Origin of the sequence: Nocardia sp. NPDC046763, assembly GCF_040645495.1 — a bacterium.
GTDB lineage: Bacteria > Actinomycetota > Actinomycetes > Mycobacteriales > Mycobacteriaceae > Nocardia.
Genome location: NZ_JBEYYI010000014.1, coordinates 188,164 through 211,858 on the forward strand (window position 1 = coordinate 188,164; position 23,695 = coordinate 211,858).

Sequence of the window (23,695 nt, forward strand, 5' to 3'; positions counted from 1 at the left end):
AACCCCCGCCGAGAGCGGGGGTTTCGGTCGTTTCGGGGCGGATCAGATCGAGTCGATCCAGTTGCGCAGGAGTTGGGCCCCCGCGTCGCCGGACTTCTCCGGGTGGAACTGGGTGGCCGACAGCGGGCCGTTCTCCACCGCGGCGAGGAACGGGACGCCGTGTTCGGCCCAGGTCAGCTTGGCCGGGGCGATCTGGGAGCCGCCGTCATCGGTCCAGGCCCAGTGCTGGGCGGCGTAGGAATGGACGAAGTAGAAGCGGGTGTCGGCGTCCGTGCCCGCGAACAGGACGCTGTCCTCGGGGGCCTTCACGGTGTTCCAGCCCATGTGCGGGAGGACGGGGGCGTCCAGCCGCTCGACGGTGCCGGGCCATTCGCCGCACCCCTCGGTTTCGACCCCGAATTCGACGCCGCGTTCGAACAGGATCTGCATGCCGACGCAGATGCCGAGGACGGGGCGGCCGCCGGCGAGGCGCCTGCCGATGATGCGGTCACCGCGCACGGACAGCAGGCCCGCCATGCAGGCCGCGTACGCGCCGACGCCGGGGACCACGAGACCGTCTGCGTTCAAGGCGATTTCGGGGTCGGCGGTAATGGTGACATCCGCACCCGTGCGGGCCAGGGCGCGGCTGGCGGAGTGCAGGTTGCCGGAGCCGTAGTCGAGCAGGGCGATCTTCTTGGTCATAGCGAGCCCTTCGTGGAGGGGACGCCGGACACGCGCGGGTCGTATTCGACGGCGGCACGCAAAGCCCGTGCCACGGCCTTGTATTCGGCCTCGGTGATGTGATGCTGGTCGCGGCCGTAGAGCACGCGTACGTGCAGGGCGATGCGGGCGTTGAGCGCGATCGACTCGAACACGTGGCGGTTGATCACGGTCGAGTAGGACGCGGTCGGGGCCACACTCGGAATGATGGTGTGCAGCATGTGATCCGGCTCGCCGGTGTGCACGCAGTACGGCCGCCCGGACACGTCGACGACGGCGTGCGCGAGGGTCTCGTCCATCGGGATGAAGCAGTCGCCGAAGCGGCGGATGCCCTTCTTGTCGCCGAGCGCCTGGCCCAGGGCCTGGCCGATGACGATGGCGGTGTCCTCGACGGTGTGGTGGGCCTCGATCTCGATGTCGCCCTTGGCCTGCACCGTCAGGTCGAAGCTGCCGTGCTGGCCGAAGGCGGTCAGCATGTGGTCGTAGAAGGGGACGCCGGTGGAGATGTCGGTCTTGCCGGAGCCGTCCAGATTGAGCTCCACCACGATGCTGGATTCGCGGGTGGTGCGCTCGACCCGGGCGATGCGGTCGGCACGGTCGGTGGTCATCGGGCGATCAGCTCCTCGGACGCCAGTTTCGCGCTGACGCGCAGGAATTCGTCGTTCTCGGCGGCCAGGCCGATGGTGGTGCGCAGGTAGCCGGGGATGCCGACATCGCGGATGAGCACGCCCTCGTCGAGGTAGCGCTGCCAGGCGCGCGGCGCGTCGGCGAAGCGGCCGAACAGCACGAAGTTGGCGTCGGAGGGAATGACCTCGTAACCCAGCTCGACCAGCGCCGCCATGACCCGATCGCGCTGCGCCGCCAATTCGGCGACGCTGCCCAGGGTTTCGTCCGCGTGCCGCAGCGCCGCCCGCGCCGCGGCCTGGGTGACCACGGACAGGTGGTAGGGCAGGCGCACCAGCAGCATGGCGTCGATGACCGCGGGTGCGGCCACCAGGTAGCCCAGTCGCCCGCCCGCGAAGGCGAACGCCTTGGACATGGTGCGGCTGACCACCAGCTTGGTGGGATACTTGTCGATCAGGCTGATCGCGCTGGGCGCCGAGGAGAACTCACCGTACGCCTCGTCCACCACCACGATGCCGGGCGCGGCCGCGAGGATGCGTTCCAGGTCCGCGAGCGGAATGCTGTGCCCGGTAGGGTTGTTGGGGCTGGTCACGAAGACCACGTCGGGGTTCTTCTCCCCCACCGTCAGCACCGCGTAGTCGATGTCGAGGGAGAAGTCGCCATTGCGCTTGGCCTCGATCCACTCGGTGTCGATGCCCTCGGAGATGATCGGGTGCATCGAGTACGAGGGCACGAAACCCAGCGCGCTGCGGCCGGGTCCGCCGAACGCCTGTAGCAGCTGCTGCAGGATCTCGTTGGAGCCGTTGGCGGCCCACACGTTCGCCGCGTCCACCGCGACGCCGGTCTGCCGGGTCAGGTAGGCGGCCAGATCGGCGCGCAGCTCGACCGCGTCGCGATCCGGGTACCGGTGCAGGTCGGTGGCCGCGGCGCGCACGGATTCGGCGACGTCGTCGACGAGGGCCTTACTGGGCGGGTGCGGGTTCTCGTTGGTGTTCAGCTGCACCGGAACGGTCAATTGCGGTGCGCCGTAAGGACTCTTGCCACGCAGGTTCTCCCGCAGCGGCAGATCGTCGAGCGAGATGTTCGATCCGGGGACGGTCACGGTGCCTTCTTCCGGGCCGGCCTGGGCGCTCACCGCAGCTCTCCGAATCGCGCCTGCACGGCCTGGCCGTGCGCGGGCAGGTCCTCGGCATTGGCCAGTGCGACCACGTGCCCGGAGACATCCTTCAGCGCCGCCTCGGAGTACTCGACGACGTGGATGCCGCGCAGGAAGGTCTGCACGCTCAAACCCGAAGAGTGCCGGGCACATCCGGCGGTGGGCAGCACGTGGTTGGATCCGGCGCAGTAGTCGCCGAGGGAGACCGGCGACCACGCGCCGACGAAAACCGCTCCGGCGGAACGGACCCGGGCCGCGACCGCGGACGCATCGGCGGTCTGGATCTCGAGGTGCTCGGCGGCATAGGCGTTGACCACGCGCAGGCCCTGGGCGATGTCGTCGACCAGCACGGTGCCGGACTGCTTGCCCGACAGTGCCTGCGCGACACGGTCGTGGTGCTTGACCACGGTCATCTGCGCGGTCAGCGCCGCGTCCACGGCGTCGGCGAGCTCGACGCTGTCGGTCACCAGCACGCTGGCGGCCAGCACGTCGTGCTCGGCCTGCGAGATGAGGTCGGCGGCCACGTGCACCGGATCGGCGGTGGCGTCGGCGAGGATGGCGATCTCGGTGGGCCCGGCCTCGGCGTCGATGCCGACCAGGCCGCGGCACAGCCGCTTGGCGGCCGTCACATAGATATTGCCCGGGCCGGTGATCAGGTCGACCGGTTCCAGCTGTGTGCCGTCGGTGTCGGTGCCGCCGTAGGACAGCAGCGCCACGGCCTGCGCACCGCCGACCGCCCACACCTCCTCGACGCCCAGCAGCTTGGCGGCGGCCAGGATGGTCGGGTGCGGCAGCCCGCCGAACTGCGCCTGCGGCGGCGAGGCGACCACCAGCGAGTCCACGCCCGCGGCCTGCGCGGGAACCACGTTCATGACCACTGAGGACGGGTAGACGGCATTGCCGCCCGGCACGTACAGGCCGACCCGCTCCACCGGCACCCACCGCTCGGTCACGGTGCCGCCGGGCACCACCTGGGTGGTCTTGTCGGTGCGGCGCTGATCGTCGTGGACCTTGCGGGTGCGCTCGATGGCGACCTCGAGGGCCGCGCGCACGGCCGGGTCCAGCTCGGCCAGGGCCTTGTCCAGTTCGGCGGCGGGCACGCGCACCGCGGCGGGCCGCACACCGTCGAACTTCTCGCTGAATTCCAGCGCGGCCTCGACGCCCCGGTCCCGGATGGCCTCCACGACCGGTTGCACATGATGCAGCACCGAGTCCACGTCGACGCCCCCACGCGGCAGAGCCGCGCGCAGTTCGGCAGCAGTGGGAGTACGTCCGCGCAGATCCACGCGGGCGAGCTCGATGCGGCTAGTCATAGCGCTGTGCAGTCCTTGTCTGTGCTGATGTCGAGGGGTTCGCGACACGGCCGAAACCGCTTGCGACCAGCTACCAGACTATCGGGTCACCGGCAGCGCTTTTCGTCGCGGCCGAGCTCGCGAGCCGGATCGCCACGTGTAAGCCGTCGGGACCGAGGCATTCCAGGACGGCGCCGAGGGCTTTAACGCGGGGAAGATGGGCCGGACCGGCGGTGATGGCGTACCCGCCGGGCGGACCTCGCACGGCGACCCGGGCAACCGTGCGGACCGAGTGACCTCCGACACGATGTTCGCTCAGGCGGTGGCCTCGGCCGCCTGCTGCCCGAAGCGGGCCGACACCAGATGCTGCTGGGCGAAGGTCCACGCGTTCTGGGTGACGAAGTAGAGCAGGATGGCGATCGGCATGACCGGGCCGACCAGCAGGGCTCCGGCGGGGAAGACCCACTGCGACAACATGTTCATGATCCGGACCTGCGAGCCCCCGGCGCCCCCGGCGGGCTCCGGCTGGCGGGCCACCGCGGCGCGGGCGGTGAAGTGGGTGGCGATCGCGGCGATGATCATGAGCGGAATCGCCACGGCGGCAACCGTTCCGAAGGACGGGCCGGCCGTGGACAGGGTGGCGGCCAGGGGCGCGCCGAACAGCTTGGCATGCAGGAAGGACTGCACCTGGTCGGCATTGAACACATAGTTCTGGGTGTGACCGGGCTGGAAGGACCGCAGCACGTGGTAGAGGCCGACGAAGACCAGCGTCTGCCCGATGATCGGCAGGAAACCGGTCAGCACGTTGACTCCGGACTCCCGCTGTAGCTCCTGCATGGCCAGCGCCTGCTTCTCCCGGTCGCCCGCGTGCTTGCGCTTGATCTCCTGGATCTGCGGCTGCATCTCGGCCAGCGCGCGAGAGAACTTCAACTGCGCGATGAACGGCCGGATCAGCAGGGCCCGCAGGGTCATGACGAGGAAGACGATGGCCAGCACCCAGGCCAGGCCACTGGTCGCGCCGAACAGCGACGCGAAAGCGGTGTGCCACAGCCACAGCACGGCGGACACGGGGTAGTAGATGAAATCGAGCACGGAGGACCTCGCTGCGCGGCGCCCGCACACGCGTGCGGGCGAAAGGAATTCGGGACGGCGGAGAACCCGACAGCGCGCACGACCGTGACAGGTCGTGCGGGCGCGGTCAGGCCGCGAGGACTCCGGGTGCGCGCGGGCGCGGCCGGCCCGGGGCGTCGGGATTGCTCTGCCGCAGGAACGCGCCCCGGCGCCGCCGTCCGGCCGATTCCGCCGGACCGATGTGCGCGGTGGCCGCGAGCAGCGGACCACGCGCCGACAGCGCCGCCGCGGTCACCGCGACCAGCGCGGCCGCACCCAGGACGAGCAGCGAATCAGGGGTGGCTGCGGCCAGATACAGCACCGCCCACGCGGAGACCACGAGCGCGCACAGCAGCAGCGCCGTCGATCGAATCCGCGTACCCATGCGCCCGACCCTACCTGCGTTCCCCATCCCCGGCACCCCATGTGCCGGACGCGACATGCCCCGCTCCCCGCGCCCCCACCGGGAACTCCGGCGGGGGCGCGAGGATCGAAGCTCGACCGCTATTCGGCGACGAGGCGGCGAATGACCATGGGCTCGGCGACGATGCCCTCCAGGACTCCGGCCACATGCTGGAAGTGGTCGGTGGCGAAGTGCTTCTCCAGGGCGTCGGCGTCCCGCCATTCCTCCACCACGACCATGTGGGCCGGATCGTTCGGGTTGGTGAAGGGCTGATAGGACAGGCAGCCGGGTTCGGCCAGGGAGGGTTCGATCATGGCTTCCAGGGCGGTGCGGAGGCGGTCCTCCTGACCGGAGGCGGCGCGCAGTTCGGCGACGACGTGCAGGGTCATGGTGGTGTGCTCCTTCGGGAGTCGGTGCTGGGTATTCGGATCCGGGTGGCGCTCAGCGCTGGATCGGGCCCTCGCCCGCGCCGGTGGTGCGCAGCGCGGTCGCGATCGCGTCCAGGTCGGCGGGGGTCAATTCCAGTGCGGCGCCCCCGATCCAGCCGTCGACCTGCTCGGGCCGGCGGGCGCCGGCGATGGCGCCGGTGACGCCGGGCCAGGTCAGGGTCCAGGCGATGGCGACCGCGGCGACGGTGGTGTGGTGGGCCGCGGCGATCGGACGCAGCGCGTCCACCAGCGCGAGGTTGCGGTCGAGTTCGGTAGTGAACTCCGGGAAGCCCTTGCGCCAGTCGTCATCCGGCAGGCTCGCGACGCGCGCAGCCGAGAAGGCCCCGGTGAGCAGGCCGGAGTGCTGTGGCTGGTAGACGATGCCGCCGGTGTGATGCGCCGCCGCCCAGGCCAATTCGTCGGCCGCGCCCCGCTTGATCAGCGAGAACTGGGGCTGGATGGCGTCGACGTGGGCGATGGACTCGGCGATCTCCAGTTGCGGCACATCGTGATTGGACAGGCCGATGGCGCGTACCTTGCCCGCCCGCACCAGGTCGGCCATGGTCTGCCAGTACTCCGCGAGCGGGGTCGCGGACGCGGGGTCGACGCCGTCGGGGTCCGAGAAGTCCAGGGAGGCACCGGTATCGGGCCAGTGCACCTGGTACAGGTCGATGCGCTCGACGTTCAGCCGGCGCAGCGAGTCCTCGACCTCGCGGCGCACGCTGGCGGCGGCCATGATCCGCATGGGCGCGGCGGCGCGGTCGTTCTCGTCCCACACCAGCCCGGCCTTGGTGAAGACGAACGGCCGATCGGCCTCGGGCAGTCCGCTGATCGCCTTGCCGACCACTTCCTCGGAGTGGCCGAGTCCGTAGACGGCGGCGGTGTCGATCCAGTTGACACCGGCCTCCACGGCCCGTCGGATGGTGGCGATGGAATCGGCGTCGTCCTGTGCGCCCCAGGTGTAACGCCAGCCCGAACCGCCGACGGCCCACGCGCCGAATCCGATCCGGCTGATGTGCATGTCGGTGGTGCCGAGCTGACGGGTGGGGAGGGAGGTCATGATGTGTGCTCCTCGTGTGGCTTTCGCCGTCCGTTGCGGCGCTGAGCACTACTTTCGCCGGATGCGAGCGGGGCAGACAGTGCTGCGTCTGCCTGGGCACCGCGTGACCAGGATGCGGTGCCGGATGGAATCAGCCGCGCTCGTGGTTACCGATCGCATGACCTTGGACCGTCGCGCCGAACTCGGTGAATTCCTGCGCTCCCGCCGTGCCCGGCTCAGCCCCGCGGAGGTGGGTCTGGTGGATCACGGTGCGCGCCGCCGTGTTCCGGGCCTGCGCCGCGAGGAGCTGGCGCTGCTGGCCGGGGTCAGCGTGGATCACTATGTGCGCCTGGAACAGGGCCGCAGCCTGCAGTTCTCGGAGTCGGTGCTGGATGCGGTGGCGCGGGCCCTGCGGCTGAATCAGGTTGAGCGCGACCATCTTTACCGCCTCGCCCGCCCGTGGTCGGGTGAGGAGCCGCCCGCCGTGCAGGAGGTGCGCCCGGGCCTGCGCCGGCTGCTGGACACCGCCCACGACGTCCCGGCCTACATCGTCGGTCGCGGTGTCAGCGTGCTGGCGTGGAATCGCCTGGCGGCGGCCCTGATCACGGATTTCGGCGCGCTCCCGCCCGCGCAGCGCGACTTCCTGCACCTGGTCTTCCTGGACGAGGGCGGGAAGGATCTCTACGAGGACTGGGACGACAAGGCCGCCGACACCGTGGCCTACCTGCGCCTGGATGCCGCCCGCAATCCCGGTGACCCGCGCATCACCGCCCTCATCGACGAAATGAACTCCCGGAGCCCGGAATTCGCGGAGCTGTGGAAGCGGCACGAGCTCAAGGACAAGACCCACGGGCGCCATATCTACCGCCACCCGATCGTGGGCCGTCTGGAGCTCGGCTTCGAAACCCTCCGTCTCCCCGACGATCCCGATCAGGCGCTGGTCGCCCATCACGTCGAACCCGGCTCCCCCAGCGCCGACGGACTACGACTGCTGGCCTGTCTCGCCGCCGATCCGGCGAAACTCGGCTGAGTCTCCCACCCAGCGCGGTACCACCCACCCGAGCAACGCACTGCGCCGCACCGGAAAACCGGTGCGGCGCAGTGTGATGCCGAGGTTGCTCGGTGTCGCTGCCGGGCCTACTTGGTGTCGCTGTCGATCTCCAGGCTGCCGCCGCCGGCGTCGATCACCCGCATGTTCACCGACTTGGTCGGGCCGTTCTTGGTCTGCAGCGAGTCCAGCACGATATCGACCGAACCATCGGGGTTGACCGTGCCGCCGCCATTGGCGCCCCGGATGCTCGAGTACTTCTGGACCGGGTTCCCGGTCCAATACGTCTGGAACGCCTGCTGATTGCCGTAGACCTGCTGAGCGGCGGGGGTCAGCAGCTTCCAGGCATCCGAGTACCGGGTGTAGGTCACGTCGTCCCAGAACGACTGCACCGCATCGACGGCGGCGTCGAAGCTGACCGTCCCGGCGCTCTTGGTCTGGCCGAGGCCCGAGGGTACGCCCTTGGTGGCGCTGGCCGTGACCGACGCCTTCACCGAGCTGCTGTTCGTGCCCGCGCCCGAGGAGCTGTTCGAACCGGAGTTGCCGAACAGGCCGTACGCGATACCGCCGGCCACCACGACCACCGCGGCCACCAGGATCAACACCAGCTTCTTCTTGGAGCCGGAACCCGAATCCGGTTCGGGCGCCGGATGATTGCGGGTCGGCGGGCCGGCGTTCATGGGCGGGCGCGGCGGCGGGGTCTCCAGCAGCTGTGCCTGGCTCATGGCGCCGGTCGGGATGTCGGCCGACTGGCGGCGCTCCATCTGCCGGGTGGTCTGCCGCGGCGCGGAGCGCTGAGCGGCGCCGGCCGACGGGCCGACCGGGCCCGAGCGCCGGGCGGCCAGCACCCGGGTGGCCTCGGCATCCGGGCCGACCTCGGCGAATTCGGCCATGATGTCGCGCACGTCGAGCATGCTCGGCCGGTCCTCCGGCTCGAAGCTGAGCAGGCTGAGCAGCAGATCGCTGAGCGGTCCGGCATTGCGCGGTTCGCTGATCTGGCCGTTGGCGGCCGCGTACAGCAGCGCCAGCGGATTCGGGTTGGTGCCGTACGGCGGTTCGCCTTCCAGTGCGTGGAAGAGCGTGGCGCCCAAGGCGAATACGTCCGCGGCCGGCGTCGGTTCCGCCCCGCGCGCGACCTCGGGGGCGAGGTAGGCGGCGGTGCCGGAGATGAGTCCGGTGGCGGTCAGCGTGACGTCACCCTTGGACTTGGCGATGCCGAAGTCGGTGATCTTCACGGCGCCGTTGTCGCCGAGCAGGATGTTGCCGGGCTTGACGTCGCGGTGGACGATCCCGGCGCGATGCGCGGCGATGAGCGCGGATGCCACCTGTTCGCCGATGCGGGCGACCTGCGGCAGCGGCAGCGTGCCCTGCGCGGACAGCACCACCGCCAGACTCTGCGACGGCAGATACTCCATGACCAGGCACGGGTCACCCTCGTGCTCGGTGATGTCGAATACGACGATGGCGTTCGGGTGCTGGAACCGGGCCGCGTTGCGAGCCTCGCGTGCGGCACGCTGTCGCACGATGTCCTTGTCTGCATCCGACAGGCTCGGCTGGGTGAGGATCTGCTTGACCGCCACGGAACGTTCGAGCCGCTGATCCACGGCTCGCCAGACGACACCTGTGCCGCCGCTACCAATCCGTTCGACCAGGCGGTAGTGCCCTGCGATCACTTGGCCGGTTTCGATGGCACTACTCCGAAGTTCTCCGAGACGACTGTGACAATGCGGTTGCCCGCGCGTTTCCCCGCACGAGTGTAGCGGGCGACGCGCGGATCTCCGACGTCAGCGTGAGATATGAGCGAGATCTCGGTGAGATCTACGCCGCAATCGGGTGACCGCCGCGTGACCGATTACGCGAAATCGCTGGTCGAAGTACATCTATGACGGGACATAGACCAATTGGTTTGGTGCGTGTTCGCTCCCGCACACCGATGGCGTTCAGCGACCTTTCACCCCCGGAGCCGGGGCAGAGACCGCCGCGGGCCACTCGGCGCGCATCAATTGCGCGGCGTCCGCCTCGTCGAGCTCGATGTCGAAGACCTCCGCGAGCACCTTCGGCAACTCGGCGACCTCCAGTTCGCGCACCGACTCCGAGCCGTCCGGGTAGCTGGTGGTCCAGGTGGTGCCGTCCAGCTGGTGGTGCGCCTCGGCGTGGAAGCGCTGCACGAACGGCCGCATGGTGAACGGCGAGCGCGACGAGGTGGACACGTAGTGGTTCCCGACCGCGAAATCGACGCGGTACTGCGGAGTGGTGACGAAGGTGTGGCGATCCACCCAGCCGTCCCGGCCGAACTGGTAGAGGGTCCACAGCTCGCCGCCGGCGGCATCGGCGGTCCGTTCCAGCCGGAAACGCCATGCGCCCGCGCTGAATTCACCGCGAGCAGGGGCCAGCTCGACCGGTTCGAGCGGACCCCACCCGAAGCCGACATCGCACAGCCAGCGGCGCTCGTCGTCCGCGGCCTTCACCCGCAGCAGCGCGTGGGTGGCCGGGCGCAGATTGGTCGCGCCGCGCGTGACGCGGCCCGACATGGCGGTGAACTCGAAGCCGAGCCGCTCCAGCGCGGCGGCGAACAGGCCGACGTTCTCGTAGCAGTACCCGCCGCGCCGCCGCCGGATCAGCTTGTCCTGCAGCGCTTCCGGATCCAGCGGGATACCGAGGCCGAGAATGATCTCCAGGTTCTCGAACGGGATGGTGGTGGTGTGGGCGCGCACGAGTTCACGCAGGGTGGCCAGGGTGGGTGTGCGCTCGCCGGTGAATCCGATCCGGGCCAGGTAGGCGTCCAGGTCGAGGTCCACACCCTGCCAGGTGTACGAGGGGTCCGCCGGTGTGGTCATCGCTGCCTTCCTGTTGCGCCGGATTCGCGAAGATGAACGGTATTCGGCGGGAAAGTGTTCCGGCGGCAGCGGATGCCGGGTCAGCGCACGGGGTCGGCCAGGGTGGGCAGGCCCTCGCGGTAAGTGGGGTACATCGGCTTCCAGCCCAGGTCGGCGCGCGCCTTGGCATTCGAGACGCGGATGGAGAAGTCCAGCATCTGGGCGGCCGCCAGCGGTGAGGCCATGCGCACCAGGCGCGCCGGGAGCCGGCGCGGCGGCCGCGCGCCGACGGTCTCGGCCATGGCGTCGAACATGGTGTCCCAGGTGATCGGCTCGTCGTCGACGATGTTGTACGCCTGCCCGGGGGCGCCGCGTTCGAGGGCGGCGACGGTCGCGGCGGCGGCATCGGCGAGGTGGATGAAGCCGACGTATCCGGTCCCCGTGCTCGGCAGCGGGAGCATGCGCAGCCGCAGCGCCCGCACGAAGCTCTCCGACGCGCCGGGACCGTAGAACAGGCCGTAGCGCAGGGCGATTCCGTCGATGCCGGGTGCGCGCCAGGCGCTCGATTCGGCCTCGTGCAGCGCGCCGATGATGCCGTCGGTGACGTCGCCTTGGATGCGACCGAACGGGTCCTGCTCGGTCACCAGCTGCGAGCCGTGGTCGCGCAGGCCGTACCCGAGGATGAGCGACTGGGTGAGATAGCGGCGCGCACCCGTGCGCTGGGCCAACTCCACCAGATGTTTGCTGCCGATCTCGCGTAACGCGTTGGTGCGCAACAGGCCCGGCGCGTGATAGTGGGTCGGCGGCGAGTACCGGTAGGAGGTGAGCTCGTGGATGACCGCGTCGGCGGTGAGTCGCTCGGTGGCGCGCATCAGGTCCGAGCGGTCCATGACATTGGCGACCAGCGGGGTGGCCCCGAGCGAGCGTGCGACCTCGGCGCCGCGACCGCCGCGGGTGAGCGCGTACACCTGATGCCCGGCCTGGCGCAGCGCCGTGACCAGTGGCCGCCCGATCGCTCCCGTCGCCCCAGCCACCACGACTTTCATTGCGCCTCATCCTGTCTCACCGCGCCGATATCGACAGTGAGCCTACTGACCGGGACGGGATCGGGTGGATCGTGGTCAACGCGAGCGGCCGCGGTCAGGCCGCGCATTTGGCGTTCGGGGGTGCAGGAGGGGCGGTGTTCACGCCGGCCGCGACATCGACGAGGTAGTCGTGGTCGCCGCCCAGCGGTTCGCTGCCGAGCAGCAATCGCTGGACCACACAACCGGATTCGAAGAACACCGGATTGATGCCGTGGCCGCCGGACACCACGCGGCCCTCCAGATCACGGCCGCTGACCACGGTGTACATGGAGACCGGGTGGCCGAAGAGGGTCAGCGAGGCGCGCATTTCGAGCGTCTGGGTGTAGGGCACCACTGAGTCGGCGGTGCCGTGCAGCAGGACCGCGCGCTTGACGTCGATGCGGTTGGACATGAGCACCGGCGACCGGTCGAGGTAGGACCGCAGGCAGGTGATCGGGGTGCAGCCGCCCGCGTCGCGTTCGATCTCGCCCCGCAATTGCGGTCCGGCCAGGCCGGATTCGAGCCAGGCGGTGACGTCGCCGGCGTGGCCGAAGGTGTCGACCCAGTAGTCGTACGTGCCGGGCGGGGCATAGGCGGCGGCCAGCCCGCTGGTCAGACCGCCCTGACTCCAGCCCCACAGCACCGTGGGACCGATGCCGGGGTGCTCGCCGCGGTACCACCGGGTGGCCGCGACGGTGTCGCGCCAGCCGGCCCAGACGTTCCACTCCCCGGTCCGCCAGGTGCCGTTGTCGGAGCGCTGATCCATGGTGACCAGGGCCGCGCCGGTCTGCCGGACGATCGAGGCCAGGTAGTCGGGGAAGTCGCTCGCACCGCCGGCGTGGCCGTGCACCGCCACGATGAGTCCGCGTGCGCCGCCATCGGGTTCGTAGACCCGGCCGGTGGCGGTCTCACCGTCCACCTCCAGGGTCACCGGCCGCATCGACACGTCGCCGGGTGACGCACTCGAAACCACCGGGGCCGCAACCACCGTCGCCGCGAGCACGCCCGCGACCGCACCGACCACCCGCATCCCTCGCCACCGGACACCCACGTCCCGCATCGTCGCACGTCCGTTCGGCCCGGCCGGGTACCCACGCCGGGCATTTTCCCGGGCGGCGAGGCGCACGCGGATTCGGGTGACAGAGGCTAGGATTCGACCATGCGTTCGATGGATGCCGCGGAGCGGCGGGCTCGGCTGGGGGTGCGGCACCGGCTGGCCGACAGGGTGCGCGACGACGCGGTCGAGCCGATCGTGCGGTCGATGGTGGTGCTACACGCCACCGATCCGGCCACCGTGTACCTGTCCGTCGCGGCGCGCGGGGTGGGCATCGAACCCGGGCACGTGGACAAGGCGCTCTACGACGATCGGACGCTGCTGCGCATGCTGGCCATGCGGCGCACCATGTTCGTCGCACCGGTCGACCTGGTGCCGGTGCTGCAGGCGTCGGTGGCGGATGCCTTGGCGCACAAGCAGCGCAAGACCTATGGGCGGTACATCGAACAGTCCGGGGCGGTGACCGGAAATGTCACCGCGTGGCTGAACGAGGTCGAGGCCGAGACGCATGCGGCGCTGCTGGCGCGGGGCAGCGCGACCGGGGCGCAGTTGGGCAAGGAGGTGCCGCGGCTGCGGACCCAGGTCGACACCGCGCCGGGCAAGCCCTATTCCAAGCCGACCAATATCACCACCTGGGTGCTGTTGACGCTGGGCTGCGAGGGCCAGATCGTGCGCGGACGGCCCAATGGGAGCTGGGCCAGCAGCCAGTACACCTGGGCGCCCATCGAATCCTGGCTGCCGGAGGGGATTCCAGCGCTGCCGGTGGACGAGGCGCGGGCGGAGCTGATCCGGAAGTGGTTGCGCACCTTCGGTCCCGCACCGGTGAGCGATCTCAAGTGGTGGACCGGGTGGACGCTGGGCGAGGTCCGCAAGGCGCTCGCGCTGGTGGATACCGCCGAGGTAGACCTGGGTGGCGAGACCGGGCTGGTCCTCGCCGACGATCTGGAATCGACTCCCGCTCCGGAACCCTGGGCCGCACTGTTGCCCGCCCTCGACCCCACGCCGATGGGCTGGCAGTCCCGGGACTGGTACCTCGGCTCGCACCAGTCCGCGCTCTTCGACCGCAATGGCAATGTCGGCCCGACGGTCTGGTGGGACGGCCGTATCATCGGCGGCTGGGCACAGCGCCCGGACGGCGAGATCGTCTGGCGGCTGCTGGAGGACGCGGGCTCCGACGCCGAGCGCGCCATCGCCGCGGAAGCCGAACGCATGGGGGCATGGTACGGCGATGTCCGCCCGATTCCCCGGTTCCGAACGCCGCTCGAACGCGAGCTCACCGCCTGAGCCGCGCACCGACACTCCGTCGAATACCGCCGCGCCGATCCGCGATCCGTACCGCGGATCGGTTGTGAGTTTGCGATCGAATGTCGATCTCATTGCATGGCAGGGTCTTCGACGGTTGCGAGCCCGCCCGGACACTACTGTGAGGTTGCTGCCCACGAGTATTCGGAGAAATTCTGCGGGCCTACCGGGCGGCAGACTGTTACTGTCGGCATTGTTATTCGCACGATCCGGGCCGGGACACGGGGAGGTCCAGGGGTTCGGCGAGTTTTCGGAGTGTGTCATGGCGTTGACGAATCGGCTGGTCTCCCCGGCTGCACCGCACATCGATTCGGCCGACGCGCCGCACGGTAGCTCCGCGGATGGGCGGCCCGCACCCGCGTCGCCGCGAAACGACCTGTGGGGCGACGCCTTCCGGGATGCGGCGCTGGGTATGTGCGCGGTGCTGTCGGCGACCGACGGGCGCATCGATCCCGCGGCGCGCATGCGGGTGGCGCAGATGGTCGGCGCGCACGAGGTCCTGCGCCTGCGTTCGCCCGAGGACCTGCGAAATCTGTTCGAGGACAACTGCGCCCGGCTCATCATGGATCCGGCCTTCGGGCACGCCTATGTGATGGCGCAGATTTCCAAGGCCACCGACTATCCCGAGCAGGGGGCCGCGGTGGTGCAGATCGGGTTGATCGTCGGGCAATCCGACGGCGAACTCGGCGCACACGCGCTCACGGTGATTCGCGAGGCTTGTCAGGTTTTGCGTCTGGACCCGCACGAATTCGGTCTGTAAAGCCCTCTGGCTCTTGCTGGACATTGCCCGGAGCCGTCCCGCATTCTTGGAGCGTTTACTGCCCAGCGAGGGGATTCACTCTGCATGGCGATCCAAGGGTTCCTCAATATTCTGCTCGACACCGTCCACCCCGATCGAGGCTGGCGGTACTGCGCGTGGTGCGAAGGCAGCGGGGCCGCAGGCTGTTCCGAGAGCGGGGCGGCCATCCTGTGCACCGGCTGCGGCGGCATCGGCTGGCTCGTCGATCCGCCCGTGTACCGGCGCTGACCAGACGATTCACCCCCGGCGGAGCGGCACACCGGGGGTGAATCGACGGGACGGGCCGTCTCACATATCGAGTCCGAGGTCCAGCACCCGGACGGAGTGGGTGAGCGCGCCGACCGCCAGGTAGTCGACGCCGGTGCGGGCGTAGTCGGCCGCCATGTCCAGCGAGAGTCCGCCCGAGGACTCGAGTTTGGTGCGCGGCGACCGGGTGTTGCGGCGCTGCACGGCCGCCTGGGTGGCCCACAGCGGGAAGTTGTCCAGCAGTACCAGTTCCACGTCCTCGGCGAGGACAGCGTCGAGCTGGTCGAGGCTGTCCACCTCGACCTCGCACTCGATGTCCGGGTTCAGCTCCCGCACAGCGCGCAGCGCGGCAACCACCGAGCCCGCGGCCACCACGTGGTTGTCCTTGATGAGCGCGGCATCGCCCAGGCCCATGCGGTGATTGACGCCACCGCCGACCCGCACCGCGTACTTCTGCAGGGCCCGCAGGCCGGGCAGGGTCTTACGGCTGTCGCGAATACGGCAATCGGTGCCCGCCACCGCGTCCACCCACCGGGAGGTGGCGGTGGCGATTCCGGACAGGTGGCACACCAGGTTCAGCAGGGTGCGCTCGGCGGTGAGCAGGCCACGGGTGGGCGCGGCCAGGCTGAGCACGACATCACCGGGCTGCACCCGGGTGCCGTCCGCGACACGGCCGGCGACTTCGTAATTGCCCGCGCCCAGCACCTCGTCGAGCACCAGCAGGCCGACATCCAGCCCCGCCACCGTGCCCGGCTGGCGAGAAGCCATGTCCGCCTTGGCGACCGCGTCCGCGGGCACCGTGGCCAGCGTGGTGATATCAGGCCCGTACCGCAGATCCTCGTCGAGGGCGGTGCGGATGAGCGCGACCACCGCGTCGCGATCCAGTCCGGCGTCGAGAGTCATTGCTGCACTCCTTGTTCGATGACTTGTCCTGTACCCCGGGCGATGCCGTTCCGGACCGCGAAGCCGTGCGGGACGGCGAGCTCCGGCATGGCGGCCACGCCCGTCACGAGGTGGCGGGCACGGTGGCCCGACCCCACGTCTGCTCCGGCTCGACGCCGTCGGCAACCAGCTTCGGCCGCCCGTCGGACCCGAGCCGCACCGCGGTGCTGCGCCGCAATTCCTCCCGCGGCTCCGGGTAATCCGACCGCGTATGGCAGCCGCGGCTCTCGGTGCGCGCCGCCGCCGCGACCAGCAGCGCCCGCGCGGTCAGCGTGAGCGCGGAGTCCTCCAGCTCGCGAATGATCGCCGCCGCCGAATCGGAGTGCGCGACCGCGCCATCGCTCGACGCGTCCACGGCACCGCCGGCCCGGCCGTCCGGCACACCGGCCTCGACCGCGCGAGCGGTTGTCCGATTCGCGCCGCTGTTCGGATCGCCTTCCGGCACTTCACCGTTGGCGCGGCCGACGGCTGCGCCGTTCCCGTTCACCGGCTCGTGTGTCACGTATGCACCATTCGCGCGATGGTTCAGCGTCCATTCGACGGTGATGTCGGGCGCGGCGTTGTCGGCGACCAGGCCGACCATGCGCAGGATGGCGGCGCGCAGGCCGTCGCCGTCGCGGACGACCGAGGCGTGCTCGGTCATCAGCTCCTGCAGCAACTTTCGATCCGCGCGGGGGAAGCGCAGCGGGCCGACCTCGGCGATCGGGCGGGCCGCGCCCTGGCGTTCGGCGGCCGCCGCGCCCGCGCGCTCGCCGACCACCAGGCCCTCGAGCAGGCTGTTGGAGGCCAGGCGATTCGCACCGTGCAGGCCGGTGCGGGCCACCTCACCGGCGGCGTAGAGGCCGGGCACCGTGGCGCGGCCGGAGGTGTCGGTGAGGATGCCGCCGCACTGGAAGTGCGCGGCCGGCGCGACCGGGATCAGATCCGTGGTGGGGTCGATGCCCGCGGCCAGGCAGGAGGCGGTGATGGTCGGGAATCGTTGCGGGAAGCCGTCGATCGAACGGCCGTCGAGGTACACGTGGTCGGTGCCGAGTTCGTGCATACGGGCCTCGATGGCGCGGGAGACCACGTCGCGCGGGGCCAGATCGCCGCGGGGGTGCACGCCCGCGGTGACCGAATTGCCTTCGGAGTCCACCAGAATCGCGCCCTCGCCGCGCACCGCCTCGCTGATCAGCGGGCGGCGACCCAGGCCGCCGGGCGTGAACAGCACGGTGGGGTGGAACTGCACGAATTCCAGGTCCGACACCAGCGCCCCGGCCCGCAGCGCCAGCGCGATGCCGTCGGCGGTGGCGCCGGCGGGATTGGTGCTGCACGCGTACAGCTGCCCCAGCCCGCCGGTGGCGAGCAGCACGGCGGGCGCGTGCACGATGCCGAAGCCCTTGCCCGACACCGCGATAACGCCGCGCACGCCCTCGGGTCCGGTCACGAGGTCGAGCACGACGGCCCCGAACAGCACCGACAGTCCAGCGGTGTTCAGCGCCCGCTGCACCTCGGCACCGGTGGCGTCACCGCCCGCGTGAATGATGCGGCGGGTGCTGTGCCCGCCCTCCCGGGTCCGCGACACCTGACCGTCGCGCCCGAGATCGAACACCGCGCCCAGGTCGGTCAGCGCGGCCACCGCGTGCTGCCCGCCCTCGACGATGGACCGCACCGCCTCGGCGTCACACAGCCCGGCCCCGGCGACCACGGTGTCGTGCACGTGCGATTCCACCGAATCTCCGTGCGGCGCAACCACCGCGATCCCGCCCTGCGCGTACTGCGTGGAGGTGTCGGTGGGCCCGCCCTTGCTGAGCGTCAGCACCCGCAGTCCGCGTAGGGACGCGGTCCGCGCGGCGGTCAGGCCGGCCACCCCGCCACCCACGACGACGAGATCCGCCTCGGCTTCCCAGGTGATGGAAATCGATGTATTCACCATTGCTCATCCCTCCCCTGACGGGGGACGTGGCTACTCGCCGCCGCCGGGGTTGCCGATCTCGATCATGCGCTGCACCGAGTTGCGGGCCAGGGCAGCGGTTTCGGCATCGACATGGACCTCGTCGCGGTTCTCCACCAGGCAGCGGAGCAGGGCGGCGGGGGTGATCATCTTCATGTACTGGCAAGAGGCGCGGTCGTTGACGGCCTGGAAGTCGATGCCGGGGGCGGCCTTGCGCAGCTGGTGCAGCATGCCGACCTCGGTGGCGACCAGGACCTGGTTCGCTGAGCCATTTTTGGCGTTCCGCGCCGCCGCGGCCTTGGCGGCGTCGATCATGCCGCCGGTGGACAGGATGTGCACCCGGTCGGCCGGGAACTCGCCCGCGCCCGCCAGGTAGAGAGCCGAAGTGGCGCAACCGCATTCGGGGTGCACGAACAGCTCGGCGTCGGGGTGGGTGCGGGCCTGCTCGTTGAGCTCGTCGCCGTTGATACCGGCGTGCACGTGGCACTCGCCCATCCAGATGTGCATGTTCTCGCGGCCGGTGACGCGCTTGACGTGCGCGCCCAGGAACTGGTCCGGCAGGAACAGCACCTCGCGGTCCGGGTCGATGGAGGCGACCACGTCGACGGCATTGGAGGAGGTGCAGCAGATGTCGGTCAGCGCCTTCACCGCGGCGGTGGTGTTCACGTACGAGACCACCAGCGCGCCCGGGTGGTCGGCCTTCCAGTCGCGCAGCTCCTCGGCGGTGATGGAGTCGGCCAGCGAGCAGCCCGCGCGCTGGTCCGGGATGAGAACGGTCTTCTCGGGGCTGAGGATCTTGGCGGTCTCGGCCATGAAGTGCACACCGCAGAAGACGATGGTGTCCTCGGGCGCCTCCGCGGCGATCCGGGACAGGGCCAGGGAGTCGCCCACGTGGTCGGCGATGTCCTGGATCTCGGGCAGCTGGTAGTTGTGCGCCAGGATGGTGGCATTGCGCTCACGCGCAAGCCGCTTGATCTCCGCCGCCCATTCGGGGGTGGCCTCCACGCCGGAGTATCCCGACGGGCCGTCCGTGATGCGCTCGGTCAGCGTCATCGTCGCGCCCACTGCTGCAGCCATGGCATGGCTCCTTCTCTCATGCGCTCGGCAACCTCGCCGATTCGCATCCAACCGGTTTTCGACTTACAATCGAAAACGTGGCCCATCGTAGCACCATCCACGAAACGCTCACCGCCGTGTTCCAGGTTCGTCGCTTCCCCGACACCATCCGTGCAGGTGAGAGCGCTATCATCGCGCGCAGTGCGACACCGGACCGGTGCCCGCCCGGCCAGCGCACGGAATTGGCGGTGCTGCTGTGGGAGCGGGCCCTGGACCCCGCCAAGGGCACCTGGTCACTACCCGGCGGCCGGCTGCGCGACGACGAGGACCTCGATGCGTCGGCGGCCCGGCAGCTCGCCGAGAAGGTGGATGTACGGGAGTTGACGCATCTCGAGCAGGTGTGGGTGTTCAGCGATCCCGATCGGGTGCCCGGAGATCGGCGAATCGCGTCGGCCTATCTGGGATTGGTGCCGCTGACCGCGGAGCCGGTGCTGCCGCCCGACACCCGTTGGCATCCGGTATCGGACCTGCCGGCCATGTCGTTCGATCACGGCACTGTCGTCCGTCATGCGCGAAATCGACTGGTCGCCAAGCTTTCCTACACGAATATCGCGTTCGGCCTGGCGCCGGACACCTTCACGATGTCGACGCTTCGCGAGATCTACTGCGCGGCACTGGGATACGACGTGGACACCACCAACCTGCAGCGGGTGCTGACCCGCCGCAAGGTGATCACACCGACTGGGGCGACGGCCTCTCCCGGGCGCGCGGGCGGGCGGCCCGCCGCCGTCTACCGCTTCAGCGACTCCGTGATCCGGGTGACCGACGAATTCGCCGCGCTGCGGCCGCCGAGCTGATACCTGTCGAGAGCCCGGCCATGCGGCGGATCGATTCGATGTCTTCGGTGCCTCCCATGGGATCCACTGTGCCGTGGAGTGTTTCCGGCTGCGGCCCGGAGATCCGTTGTCGATGGTCAGTGGGGTGTGGTGGTCGGCCAGGCGACGTCGTCGACAGTCAGCCAGGAGGTGACGGCGACGGCGGTGGGGGTGATGCCGGAGAAGGCGACTATGTCGCGGTGGAGGTGGGATTGGTCGGCGTAGCCGGTTTCGGCGGCTACGCGGGCCGGGTCGGTGCCGGCGGCCAGGCGGTGCACGGCGTGGTCGAAGCGGACCAGGGTGGCGGCGCGTTTGGGGGGCAGGCCGAGTTGGGTCTGGAATCGGGACCACAGGCGTTTGCGGGTCCAGCCGAGTTCGTCGGCGAGGGCATCGATACGGACCAGTCCGTGACCGGATCGGATGCGGCGCCAGGCCCAGACCACCTCCGGGTCCGCCGACGGGGCAGCTGCGGCGCGGCGGGTGAGCAGCGCCTCGACCAAGGCGAAACGCGCATCCCACGAAGGGGTTTCGGCCAGGCATTCGCGGATCAGCGCGGACTCGTGGCCCCACAGGGCATCCAAAGGGACCAGGGCGTCGGACAATTCGGCGAGGGAGACGCCCAGGAGCGGGCCCGCGATCAGGGGAGACAGTCGCACCTGTACACATTCGACCTGCTCGCCGCGCACGTGGCGGGTGCCGGTCCCGAGCCCACCGACGAGGCTGCCCCGGCACTGGCAGGCGGCATCGCCGACCGTGACCGAGCCGGGACCGAACTCCAGCAGCAGCGTGATGTCGGGGTGCGGCAGCGCCAGCTGATCGACCGGGTTCACCCCGTGATCGCGGAATCCGGCCATGCGGACTCCGGGGATCCGGCTGGGCCGCGACGGGCAGACGACATCCCATACAGGTTCGGGCCCAGCGGTGCGCACGACTTCATGGTGGAGGCCGCGGAACATTTGTTCAAGCCGACAGGATGCAGCGACGGCGACAGTGAGTGCGTGAATTCCTCAGCTGCACTCCACGACCCTTCGCAAGCACACCGGGCCCGACACCTCGGCCATTCGCAAGCAGAGTGGGCCCACCATCCGCAGGAACAGCGGGACCACCGAAGCGCCCGGATGCACGGCCCGCGACGCCTGGTCGCCGCGGCTGTCACCGGGGCGCTACTCGTGCTGAGCTGCGCGACGGTGACGGCACCGCAAAGCGCCGCTGCCACAGGCGATTCGATGTTGAGCGTCGACGGCCAGGACATCCATGTCAGCCAGGACGGCCCCACCGACGATCCCGCGCTGGTATTGATCCACGGCCTCGGGGCGTCCGCCCACTGGTGGGATCAGGTGGTGCGATTGTTGCCCGGCTATCACATCATTCGCGTCGACCTGCTCGGCCACGGCGGATCCGCCAAACCCGCGGGGGACGATTATTCGATTCCGCAGCAGGGACATCGGGTCGCCGGTGTGCTGGACCAGCTCGGCATCCGGCACGCCCTCGTCGTCGGCCACTCCACCGGCGGGGCGGTCGCCACCTCGGTCGCCGAACAACGCCCCGATCTGGTGACCGGCCTGGCCTTGATCGACGCCGGTCCCGCCATGAGCGACGACACCTCCGAAAGCCCGGCGTCCCAACTGCTCACCACCCCCGGCGTCGGCGACCTGCTCTGGCAGGTTCGCACCGACGACCTCCTGCGTCAGGCCCTGCACAGCGCCTTCGCCACCGACACCTACCCCATTCCCCAGCAGTTCGTCGACGACCTGCGCGGCATGACCTACCACGCTCTCATCGCGACTGACACGGCCAGCACCGACTACATCACCCAGCGCACCCTCCCGGACCGCCTGACCGCTCTCGGCAAACCCCTGCTGGTGATCTTCGGCGACCAGGACCGCCGCTGGCGCCCGGGCACCTCTACTGCCGAATATCAGGCTGTCCCCGGCGCTACCGTGGTCACGATCCCCGACGTCGGCCACTCCCCGTTCGTCGAGAATCCACACACGACGGCGCAGACCCTGCTGTCCTTCACCAGTATTCACGCCTCGTGAGCACCCCGCACCAGCACTCGGGCCGAGGACCTGGCCCAAGCTCCGAGCGCGGGCCTATGGTGGTCACAGGGAAAGGAAGGTAGCTGAGGCGACGGAGGTAGTCGTGGCAACCGAGGACAGGAATCGCACTGCACACCGCACCCTGGTCGACCGGGTCCTGAACGGGACAGGCACCGCACCGAAAGAGCTGCGGGCCGATGCCTTCCACAATGCCGATCTACCGCCACCGTTGCGCGACCTCATCGACAAGGTCGCCACCCGACCCACGCAGATCACCGACGCGGACTTCGCCGCCGCCGAGGCCGCCGGCTACAGCCAGGATCAGCTCTTCGAGCTGGTGATCTGCGCGGCGGTCGGCCAATCGGCCCGCCTCTACGAGGCCGGTTCGGCCGCCCTCGCCGAGGCCACCGCCAAGGAGGCCCACTGATGCGCCCCGACATCCTCGACACCGGCTACCGCCCCACCACCAAACTGCTGTTCACGCTCATCCAGCTCTTCTCCCGCCAGCCCGTCCCCGATGCCGCGAAACTGGTCTTCTACCGCCCCGATTTCTACGGCAACGCGTCGAAAGCCTTCACCCACGAGGCAATGCGCGGCCCGTCGGCCTGGTCGGTGGCCGACCGCGAACTGATGGCCGCCTACGTCTCCACACTCAACGAATCCGCGTTCTGCATCGGCGCCCACACCGCCACCGCCGGCCTGGCCTACGCGGACGACACCCGCGTCCGAGCCGTCCTCTCGGACCTGGATTCGGCCCCGATCGAGGAACCTCTCCGCGCCACCCTCCACCTGCTCGGCACCCTCACCCGCGAGGGCACCGTGACCGCCGAGGACATGCGAAAAGCATTGTCCGCCGGCGTAACCCCACAACAGATCGAAGATGCCCTGGCGGTCTGCACCGCCTTCAACACAACCAACCGCCTCGCCGACGCCTTCGGCTTCGACCTCCTCACCCCCGCGGCCTTCGACGCCGGCGCCAAATACCTCCTGAAGCGCGGATACCGCTAGCCACGGGGCCGCCTGGACCGGCATCGTCGCCGACCGGTCCGGCTCGGTCACCGGGTCCAGCTTCCGGACCCGGATCATGATGGCGAAGGGCCATATCCCGCGAATGCGTGCGACATTCACCGATCTCGAGGCAGTCGAGCTGCCGCGCGCGCAGCAGTTCATTCGGGAACACGCGCCGGATGAGTTCGCGACGGCGATCGCGAAACGGTCCCCTGGGCCTCGCCACGGAACACGACGTGGGCGGCGCTACCACCGGTAGCGCCGCCCACGTCGATTCGATTCGGCCGCTTGCTCTTTCGAGCCGGGCCTAGTTCTTCCCGCCCGGAGCCTTCATGCCCGACTTGAAGCCGAGGCCACCCGGCTTGGCGGCCGGCGGCTTGGCCGCGCCCTTGCCCTCCGACGTGCCATTGCTCGCCGTCGCGGCCGGTTCGGCCGGTTCGGCCGGAGCGGCGGGCTCGGCGGCCGGAGCGGCCTCGGCCGGAGCCGAATCCGCCGGAGCCGCAGGCGCTTCCGGGGCGGCCGCGCCGGGAGCCTTCGGGCCGGGGCGCTTGAGGCCGGACTTCATGGCCAGGCCCTTGGCCGCGATGGACGGCTTGGCCTCGGCGGCCGGGGCCGGAGCCTTGGTGGCCGCCTCGGCGGGAGTCGCAGCCACGGAGGCGGATTCGGCGGCGGGAGCCTTCGCGCCCGGGGCCTTCAGGCCGCCCTTCATGGCCAGACCCTTGCCGCCGGGAGCCTTGAGCCCGCCCTTCATGGCCAGACCGC

General features: G+C 70.0%; 24 protein-coding genes and 1 pseudogene. 8 read left to right on the forward strand and 17 right to left on the reverse strand.

What is annotated here, in order from left to right:
• Positions 1–42 precede the first annotated feature (42 nt).
• The 8 genes from hisH to ABZ909_RS23560 all read right to left on the reverse strand — a co-directional run bounded on the left by hisH (position 43) and on the right by ABZ909_RS23560 (position 6,772).
• A complete protein-coding gene (hisH, locus tag ABZ909_RS23525) occupies positions 43–681 on the reverse strand; it encodes an imidazole glycerol phosphate synthase subunit HisH (RefSeq protein ID WP_357003025.1) in 639 nt (212 codons plus the stop codon).
• Positions 678–1,307 (reverse strand): imidazoleglycerol-phosphate dehydratase HisB, encoded by a 630-nt coding sequence (gene hisB, locus ABZ909_RS23530; RefSeq protein ID WP_354846012.1) that lies wholly within the window; start codon positions 1,305–1,307, stop codon positions 678–680. Before hisB ends, hisH begins: the two co-directional genes overlap by 4 nt.
• On the reverse strand, positions 1,304–2,425 hold the full coding sequence (locus ABZ909_RS23535) for a histidinol-phosphate transaminase (RefSeq protein ID WP_357003105.1): 1,122 nt from the start codon (positions 2,423–2,425) through the stop codon (positions 1,304–1,306). Before ABZ909_RS23535 ends, hisB begins: the two co-directional genes overlap by 4 nt.
• A 29-nt stretch (positions 2,426–2,454) precedes the next feature.
• Positions 2,455–3,792 carry a histidinol dehydrogenase gene (gene hisD, locus ABZ909_RS23540; protein ID WP_357003027.1) on the reverse strand — a complete coding sequence of 446 codons (1,338 nt, stop codon included), beginning with the start codon at positions 3,790–3,792 and terminating at the stop codon, positions 2,455–2,457.
• 294 nt (positions 3,793–4,086) lie between these two features.
• A complete protein-coding gene (gene yidC, locus ABZ909_RS23545) occupies positions 4,087–4,863 on the reverse strand; it encodes a membrane protein insertase YidC (RefSeq protein WP_357003029.1) in 777 nt (258 codons plus the stop codon).
• Between the two features lie 106 nt (positions 4,864–4,969).
• Positions 4,970–5,266, reverse strand: coding sequence for a DUF6412 domain-containing protein (locus tag ABZ909_RS23550; RefSeq protein ID WP_357003031.1), 297 nt, complete (start codon positions 5,264–5,266; stop codon positions 4,970–4,972).
• Positions 5,267–5,385: 119 nt separating this feature from the next.
• Complete coding sequence (locus ABZ909_RS23555; protein ID WP_357003033.1) at positions 5,386–5,673, reverse strand: putative quinol monooxygenase; 288 nt, start codon at positions 5,671–5,673, stop codon at positions 5,386–5,388.
• A gap of 52 nt (positions 5,674–5,725) precedes the next feature.
• Entirely contained in the window at positions 5,726–6,772 is a 1,047-nt protein-coding gene (locus ABZ909_RS23560) for an aldo/keto reductase (protein ID WP_357003035.1), read from the reverse strand.
• 124 nt (positions 6,773–6,896) lie between these two features.
• Between ABZ909_RS23560 and ABZ909_RS23565 the strand changes: the two genes are divergently transcribed.
• A complete protein-coding gene (locus tag ABZ909_RS23565) occupies positions 6,897–7,781 on the forward strand; it encodes a helix-turn-helix transcriptional regulator (protein WP_357003037.1) in 885 nt (294 codons plus the stop codon).
• Positions 7,782–7,888: 107 nt separating this feature from the next.
• On the opposite strand, the gene ABZ909_RS23570 is transcribed toward ABZ909_RS23565, so the two are convergent.
• The 4 genes from ABZ909_RS23570 to ABZ909_RS23585 form a co-directional block, all read right to left on the reverse strand.
• Positions 7,889–9,472, reverse strand: coding sequence for a serine/threonine-protein kinase (locus ABZ909_RS23570; RefSeq protein ID WP_357003039.1), 1,584 nt, complete (start codon positions 9,470–9,472; stop codon positions 7,889–7,891).
• A gap of 267 nt (positions 9,473–9,739) precedes the next feature.
• Positions 9,740–10,636 carry an arylamine N-acetyltransferase gene (locus ABZ909_RS23575; RefSeq protein ID WP_357003041.1) on the reverse strand — a complete coding sequence of 299 codons (897 nt, stop codon included), beginning with the start codon at positions 10,634–10,636 and terminating at the stop codon, positions 9,740–9,742.
• Positions 10,637–10,716: 80 nt separating this feature from the next.
• A complete protein-coding gene (locus ABZ909_RS23580) occupies positions 10,717–11,661 on the reverse strand; it encodes an NAD(P)-dependent oxidoreductase (protein WP_357003043.1) in 945 nt (314 codons plus the stop codon).
• 94 nt (positions 11,662–11,755) lie between these two features.
• Positions 11,756–12,709 carry a prolyl oligopeptidase family serine peptidase gene (locus tag ABZ909_RS23585; RefSeq protein ID WP_357003045.1) on the reverse strand — a complete coding sequence of 318 codons (954 nt, stop codon included), beginning with the start codon at positions 12,707–12,709 and terminating at the stop codon, positions 11,756–11,758.
• A gap of 129 nt (positions 12,710–12,838) precedes the next feature.
• Between ABZ909_RS23585 and ABZ909_RS23590 the strand changes: the two genes are divergently transcribed.
• The 3 genes from ABZ909_RS23590 to ABZ909_RS23600 all read left to right on the forward strand — a co-directional run bounded on the left by ABZ909_RS23590 (position 12,839) and on the right by ABZ909_RS23600 (position 15,062).
• Positions 12,839–14,017 (forward strand): winged helix DNA-binding domain-containing protein, encoded by a 1,179-nt coding sequence (locus ABZ909_RS23590; protein ID WP_357003047.1) that lies wholly within the window; start codon positions 12,839–12,841, stop codon positions 14,015–14,017.
• 280 nt (positions 14,018–14,297) lie between these two features.
• On the forward strand, positions 14,298–14,795 hold the full coding sequence (locus ABZ909_RS23595; RefSeq protein ID WP_357003049.1) for a TerB family tellurite resistance protein: 498 nt from the start codon (positions 14,298–14,300) through the stop codon (positions 14,793–14,795).
• An 84-nt stretch (positions 14,796–14,879) separates the two neighbouring features.
• The gene (locus ABZ909_RS23600; protein ID WP_357003051.1) at positions 14,880–15,062 is read left to right on the forward strand and encodes a hypothetical protein; all 183 of its coding nucleotides are present in this window, start codon (positions 14,880–14,882) and stop codon (positions 15,060–15,062) included.
• Positions 15,063–15,122: 60 nt separating this feature from the next.
• Here ABZ909_RS23600 and nadC read toward each other — a convergent pair whose 3' ends face one another.
• The 3 genes from nadC to nadA all read right to left on the reverse strand — a co-directional run bounded on the left by nadC (position 15,123) and on the right by nadA (position 19,032).
• Positions 15,123–15,983, reverse strand: coding sequence for a carboxylating nicotinate-nucleotide diphosphorylase (gene nadC / locus ABZ909_RS23605; protein WP_357003053.1), 861 nt, complete (start codon positions 15,981–15,983; stop codon positions 15,123–15,125).
• A 103-nt stretch (positions 15,984–16,086) separates the two neighbouring features.
• Complete coding sequence (locus ABZ909_RS23610; RefSeq protein WP_357003055.1) at positions 16,087–17,937, reverse strand: L-aspartate oxidase; 1,851 nt, start codon at positions 17,935–17,937, stop codon at positions 16,087–16,089.
• Between the two features lie 30 nt (positions 17,938–17,967).
• Positions 17,968–19,032: a quinolinate synthase NadA gene (nadA, locus tag ABZ909_RS23615; protein WP_357003057.1), complete on the reverse strand. Its 1,065-nt coding sequence runs from the start codon at positions 19,030–19,032 to the stop codon at positions 17,968–17,970.
• 77 nt (positions 19,033–19,109) lie between these two features.
• Here nadA and ABZ909_RS23620 point away from each other — a divergent pair, with 77 nt between their 5' ends.
• Positions 19,110–19,868: an NUDIX domain-containing protein gene (locus ABZ909_RS23620; protein WP_357003059.1), complete on the forward strand. Its 759-nt coding sequence runs from the start codon at positions 19,110–19,112 to the stop codon at positions 19,866–19,868.
• Positions 19,869–19,984: 116 nt separating this feature from the next.
• Here the strand turns inward: ABZ909_RS23620 and ABZ909_RS23625 are convergent, their stop codons facing one another.
• Entirely contained in the window at positions 19,985–20,815 is an 831-nt protein-coding gene (locus tag ABZ909_RS23625; RefSeq protein WP_357003061.1) for a helix-turn-helix domain-containing protein, read from the reverse strand.
• Positions 20,816–21,112: 297 nt separating this feature from the next.
• Between ABZ909_RS23625 and ABZ909_RS23630 the strand changes: the two genes are divergently transcribed.
• The 3 genes from ABZ909_RS23630 to ABZ909_RS23640 all read left to right on the forward strand — a co-directional run bounded on the left by ABZ909_RS23630 (position 21,113) and on the right by ABZ909_RS23640 (position 22,933).
• Positions 21,113–21,925: an alpha/beta hydrolase gene (locus ABZ909_RS23630; protein ID WP_357003063.1), complete on the forward strand. Its 813-nt coding sequence runs from the start codon at positions 21,113–21,115 to the stop codon at positions 21,923–21,925.
• Positions 21,926–22,028: 103 nt separating this feature from the next.
• Positions 22,029–22,352, forward strand: a complete 324-nt coding sequence (locus tag ABZ909_RS23635; protein ID WP_357003065.1) for a hypothetical protein — start codon at positions 22,029–22,031, stop codon at positions 22,350–22,352.
• The gene (locus ABZ909_RS23640; protein WP_357003067.1) at positions 22,352–22,933 is read left to right on the forward strand and encodes a carboxymuconolactone decarboxylase family protein; all 582 of its coding nucleotides are present in this window, start codon (positions 22,352–22,354) and stop codon (positions 22,931–22,933) included. The genes ABZ909_RS23635 and ABZ909_RS23640 overlap by 1 nt, the downstream gene beginning before the upstream one ends.
• A gap of 307 nt (positions 22,934–23,240) precedes the next feature.
• Here the strand turns inward: ABZ909_RS23640 and ABZ909_RS23645 are convergent.
• Positions 23,241–23,695 (reverse strand): annotated as a pseudogene (locus tag ABZ909_RS23645) (Fe-S oxidoreductase); the annotation flags it as partial.

Bases quoted from the DNA above. Each gene is read 5' to 3' on its own strand.
- hisH (WP_357003025.1), bottom strand. From the start codon at position 681: ATGACCAAGAAGATCGCCCTGCTCGACTACGGCTCCGGCAACCTGCAC.
- hisB (WP_354846012.1), bottom strand. From the start codon at position 1,307: ATGACCACCGACCGTGCCGACCGCATCGCCCGGGTCGAGCGCACCACC.
- hisD (WP_357003027.1), bottom strand. From the start codon at position 3,792: ATGACTAGCCGCATCGAGCTCGCCCGCGTGGATCTGCGCGGACGTACT.
- ABZ909_RS23550 (WP_357003031.1), bottom strand. From the start codon at position 5,266: ATGGGTACGCGGATTCGATCGACGGCGCTGCTGCTGTGCGCGCTCGTG.
- ABZ909_RS23555 (WP_357003033.1), bottom strand. From the start codon at position 5,673: ATGACCCTGCACGTCGTCGCCGAACTGCGCGCCGCCTCCGGTCAGGAG.
- ABZ909_RS23560 (WP_357003035.1), bottom strand. From the start codon at position 6,772: ATGACCTCCCTCCCCACCCGTCAGCTCGGCACCACCGACATGCACATC.
- ABZ909_RS23565 (WP_357003037.1), top strand. From the start codon at position 6,897: ATGGAATCAGCCGCGCTCGTGGTTACCGATCGCATGACCTTGGACCGT.
- ABZ909_RS23575 (WP_357003041.1), bottom strand. From the start codon at position 10,636: ATGACCACACCGGCGGACCCCTCGTACACCTGGCAGGGTGTGGACCTC.
- ABZ909_RS23580 (WP_357003043.1), bottom strand. From the start codon at position 11,661: ATGAAAGTCGTGGTGGCTGGGGCGACGGGAGCGATCGGGCGGCCACTG.
- ABZ909_RS23585 (WP_357003045.1), bottom strand. From the start codon at position 12,709: ATGCGGGTGGTCGGTGCGGTCGCGGGCGTGCTCGCGGCGACGGTGGTT.
- ABZ909_RS23590 (WP_357003047.1), top strand. From the start codon at position 12,839: ATGCGTTCGATGGATGCCGCGGAGCGGCGGGCTCGGCTGGGGGTGCGG.
- ABZ909_RS23595 (WP_357003049.1), top strand. From the start codon at position 14,298: ATGGCGTTGACGAATCGGCTGGTCTCCCCGGCTGCACCGCACATCGAT.
- ABZ909_RS23600 (WP_357003051.1), top strand. From the start codon at position 14,880: ATGGCGATCCAAGGGTTCCTCAATATTCTGCTCGACACCGTCCACCCC.
- nadC (WP_357003053.1), bottom strand. From the start codon at position 15,983: ATGACTCTCGACGCCGGACTGGATCGCGACGCGGTGGTCGCGCTCATC.
- ABZ909_RS23610 (WP_357003055.1), bottom strand. From the start codon at position 17,937: ATGGTGAATACATCGATTTCCATCACCTGGGAAGCCGAGGCGGATCTC.
- nadA (WP_357003057.1), bottom strand. From the start codon at position 19,032: ATGGCTGCAGCAGTGGGCGCGACGATGACGCTGACCGAGCGCATCACG.
- ABZ909_RS23630 (WP_357003063.1), top strand. From the start codon at position 21,113: ATGTTGAGCGTCGACGGCCAGGACATCCATGTCAGCCAGGACGGCCCC.
- ABZ909_RS23640 (WP_357003067.1), top strand. From the start codon at position 22,352: ATGCGCCCCGACATCCTCGACACCGGCTACCGCCCCACCACCAAACTG.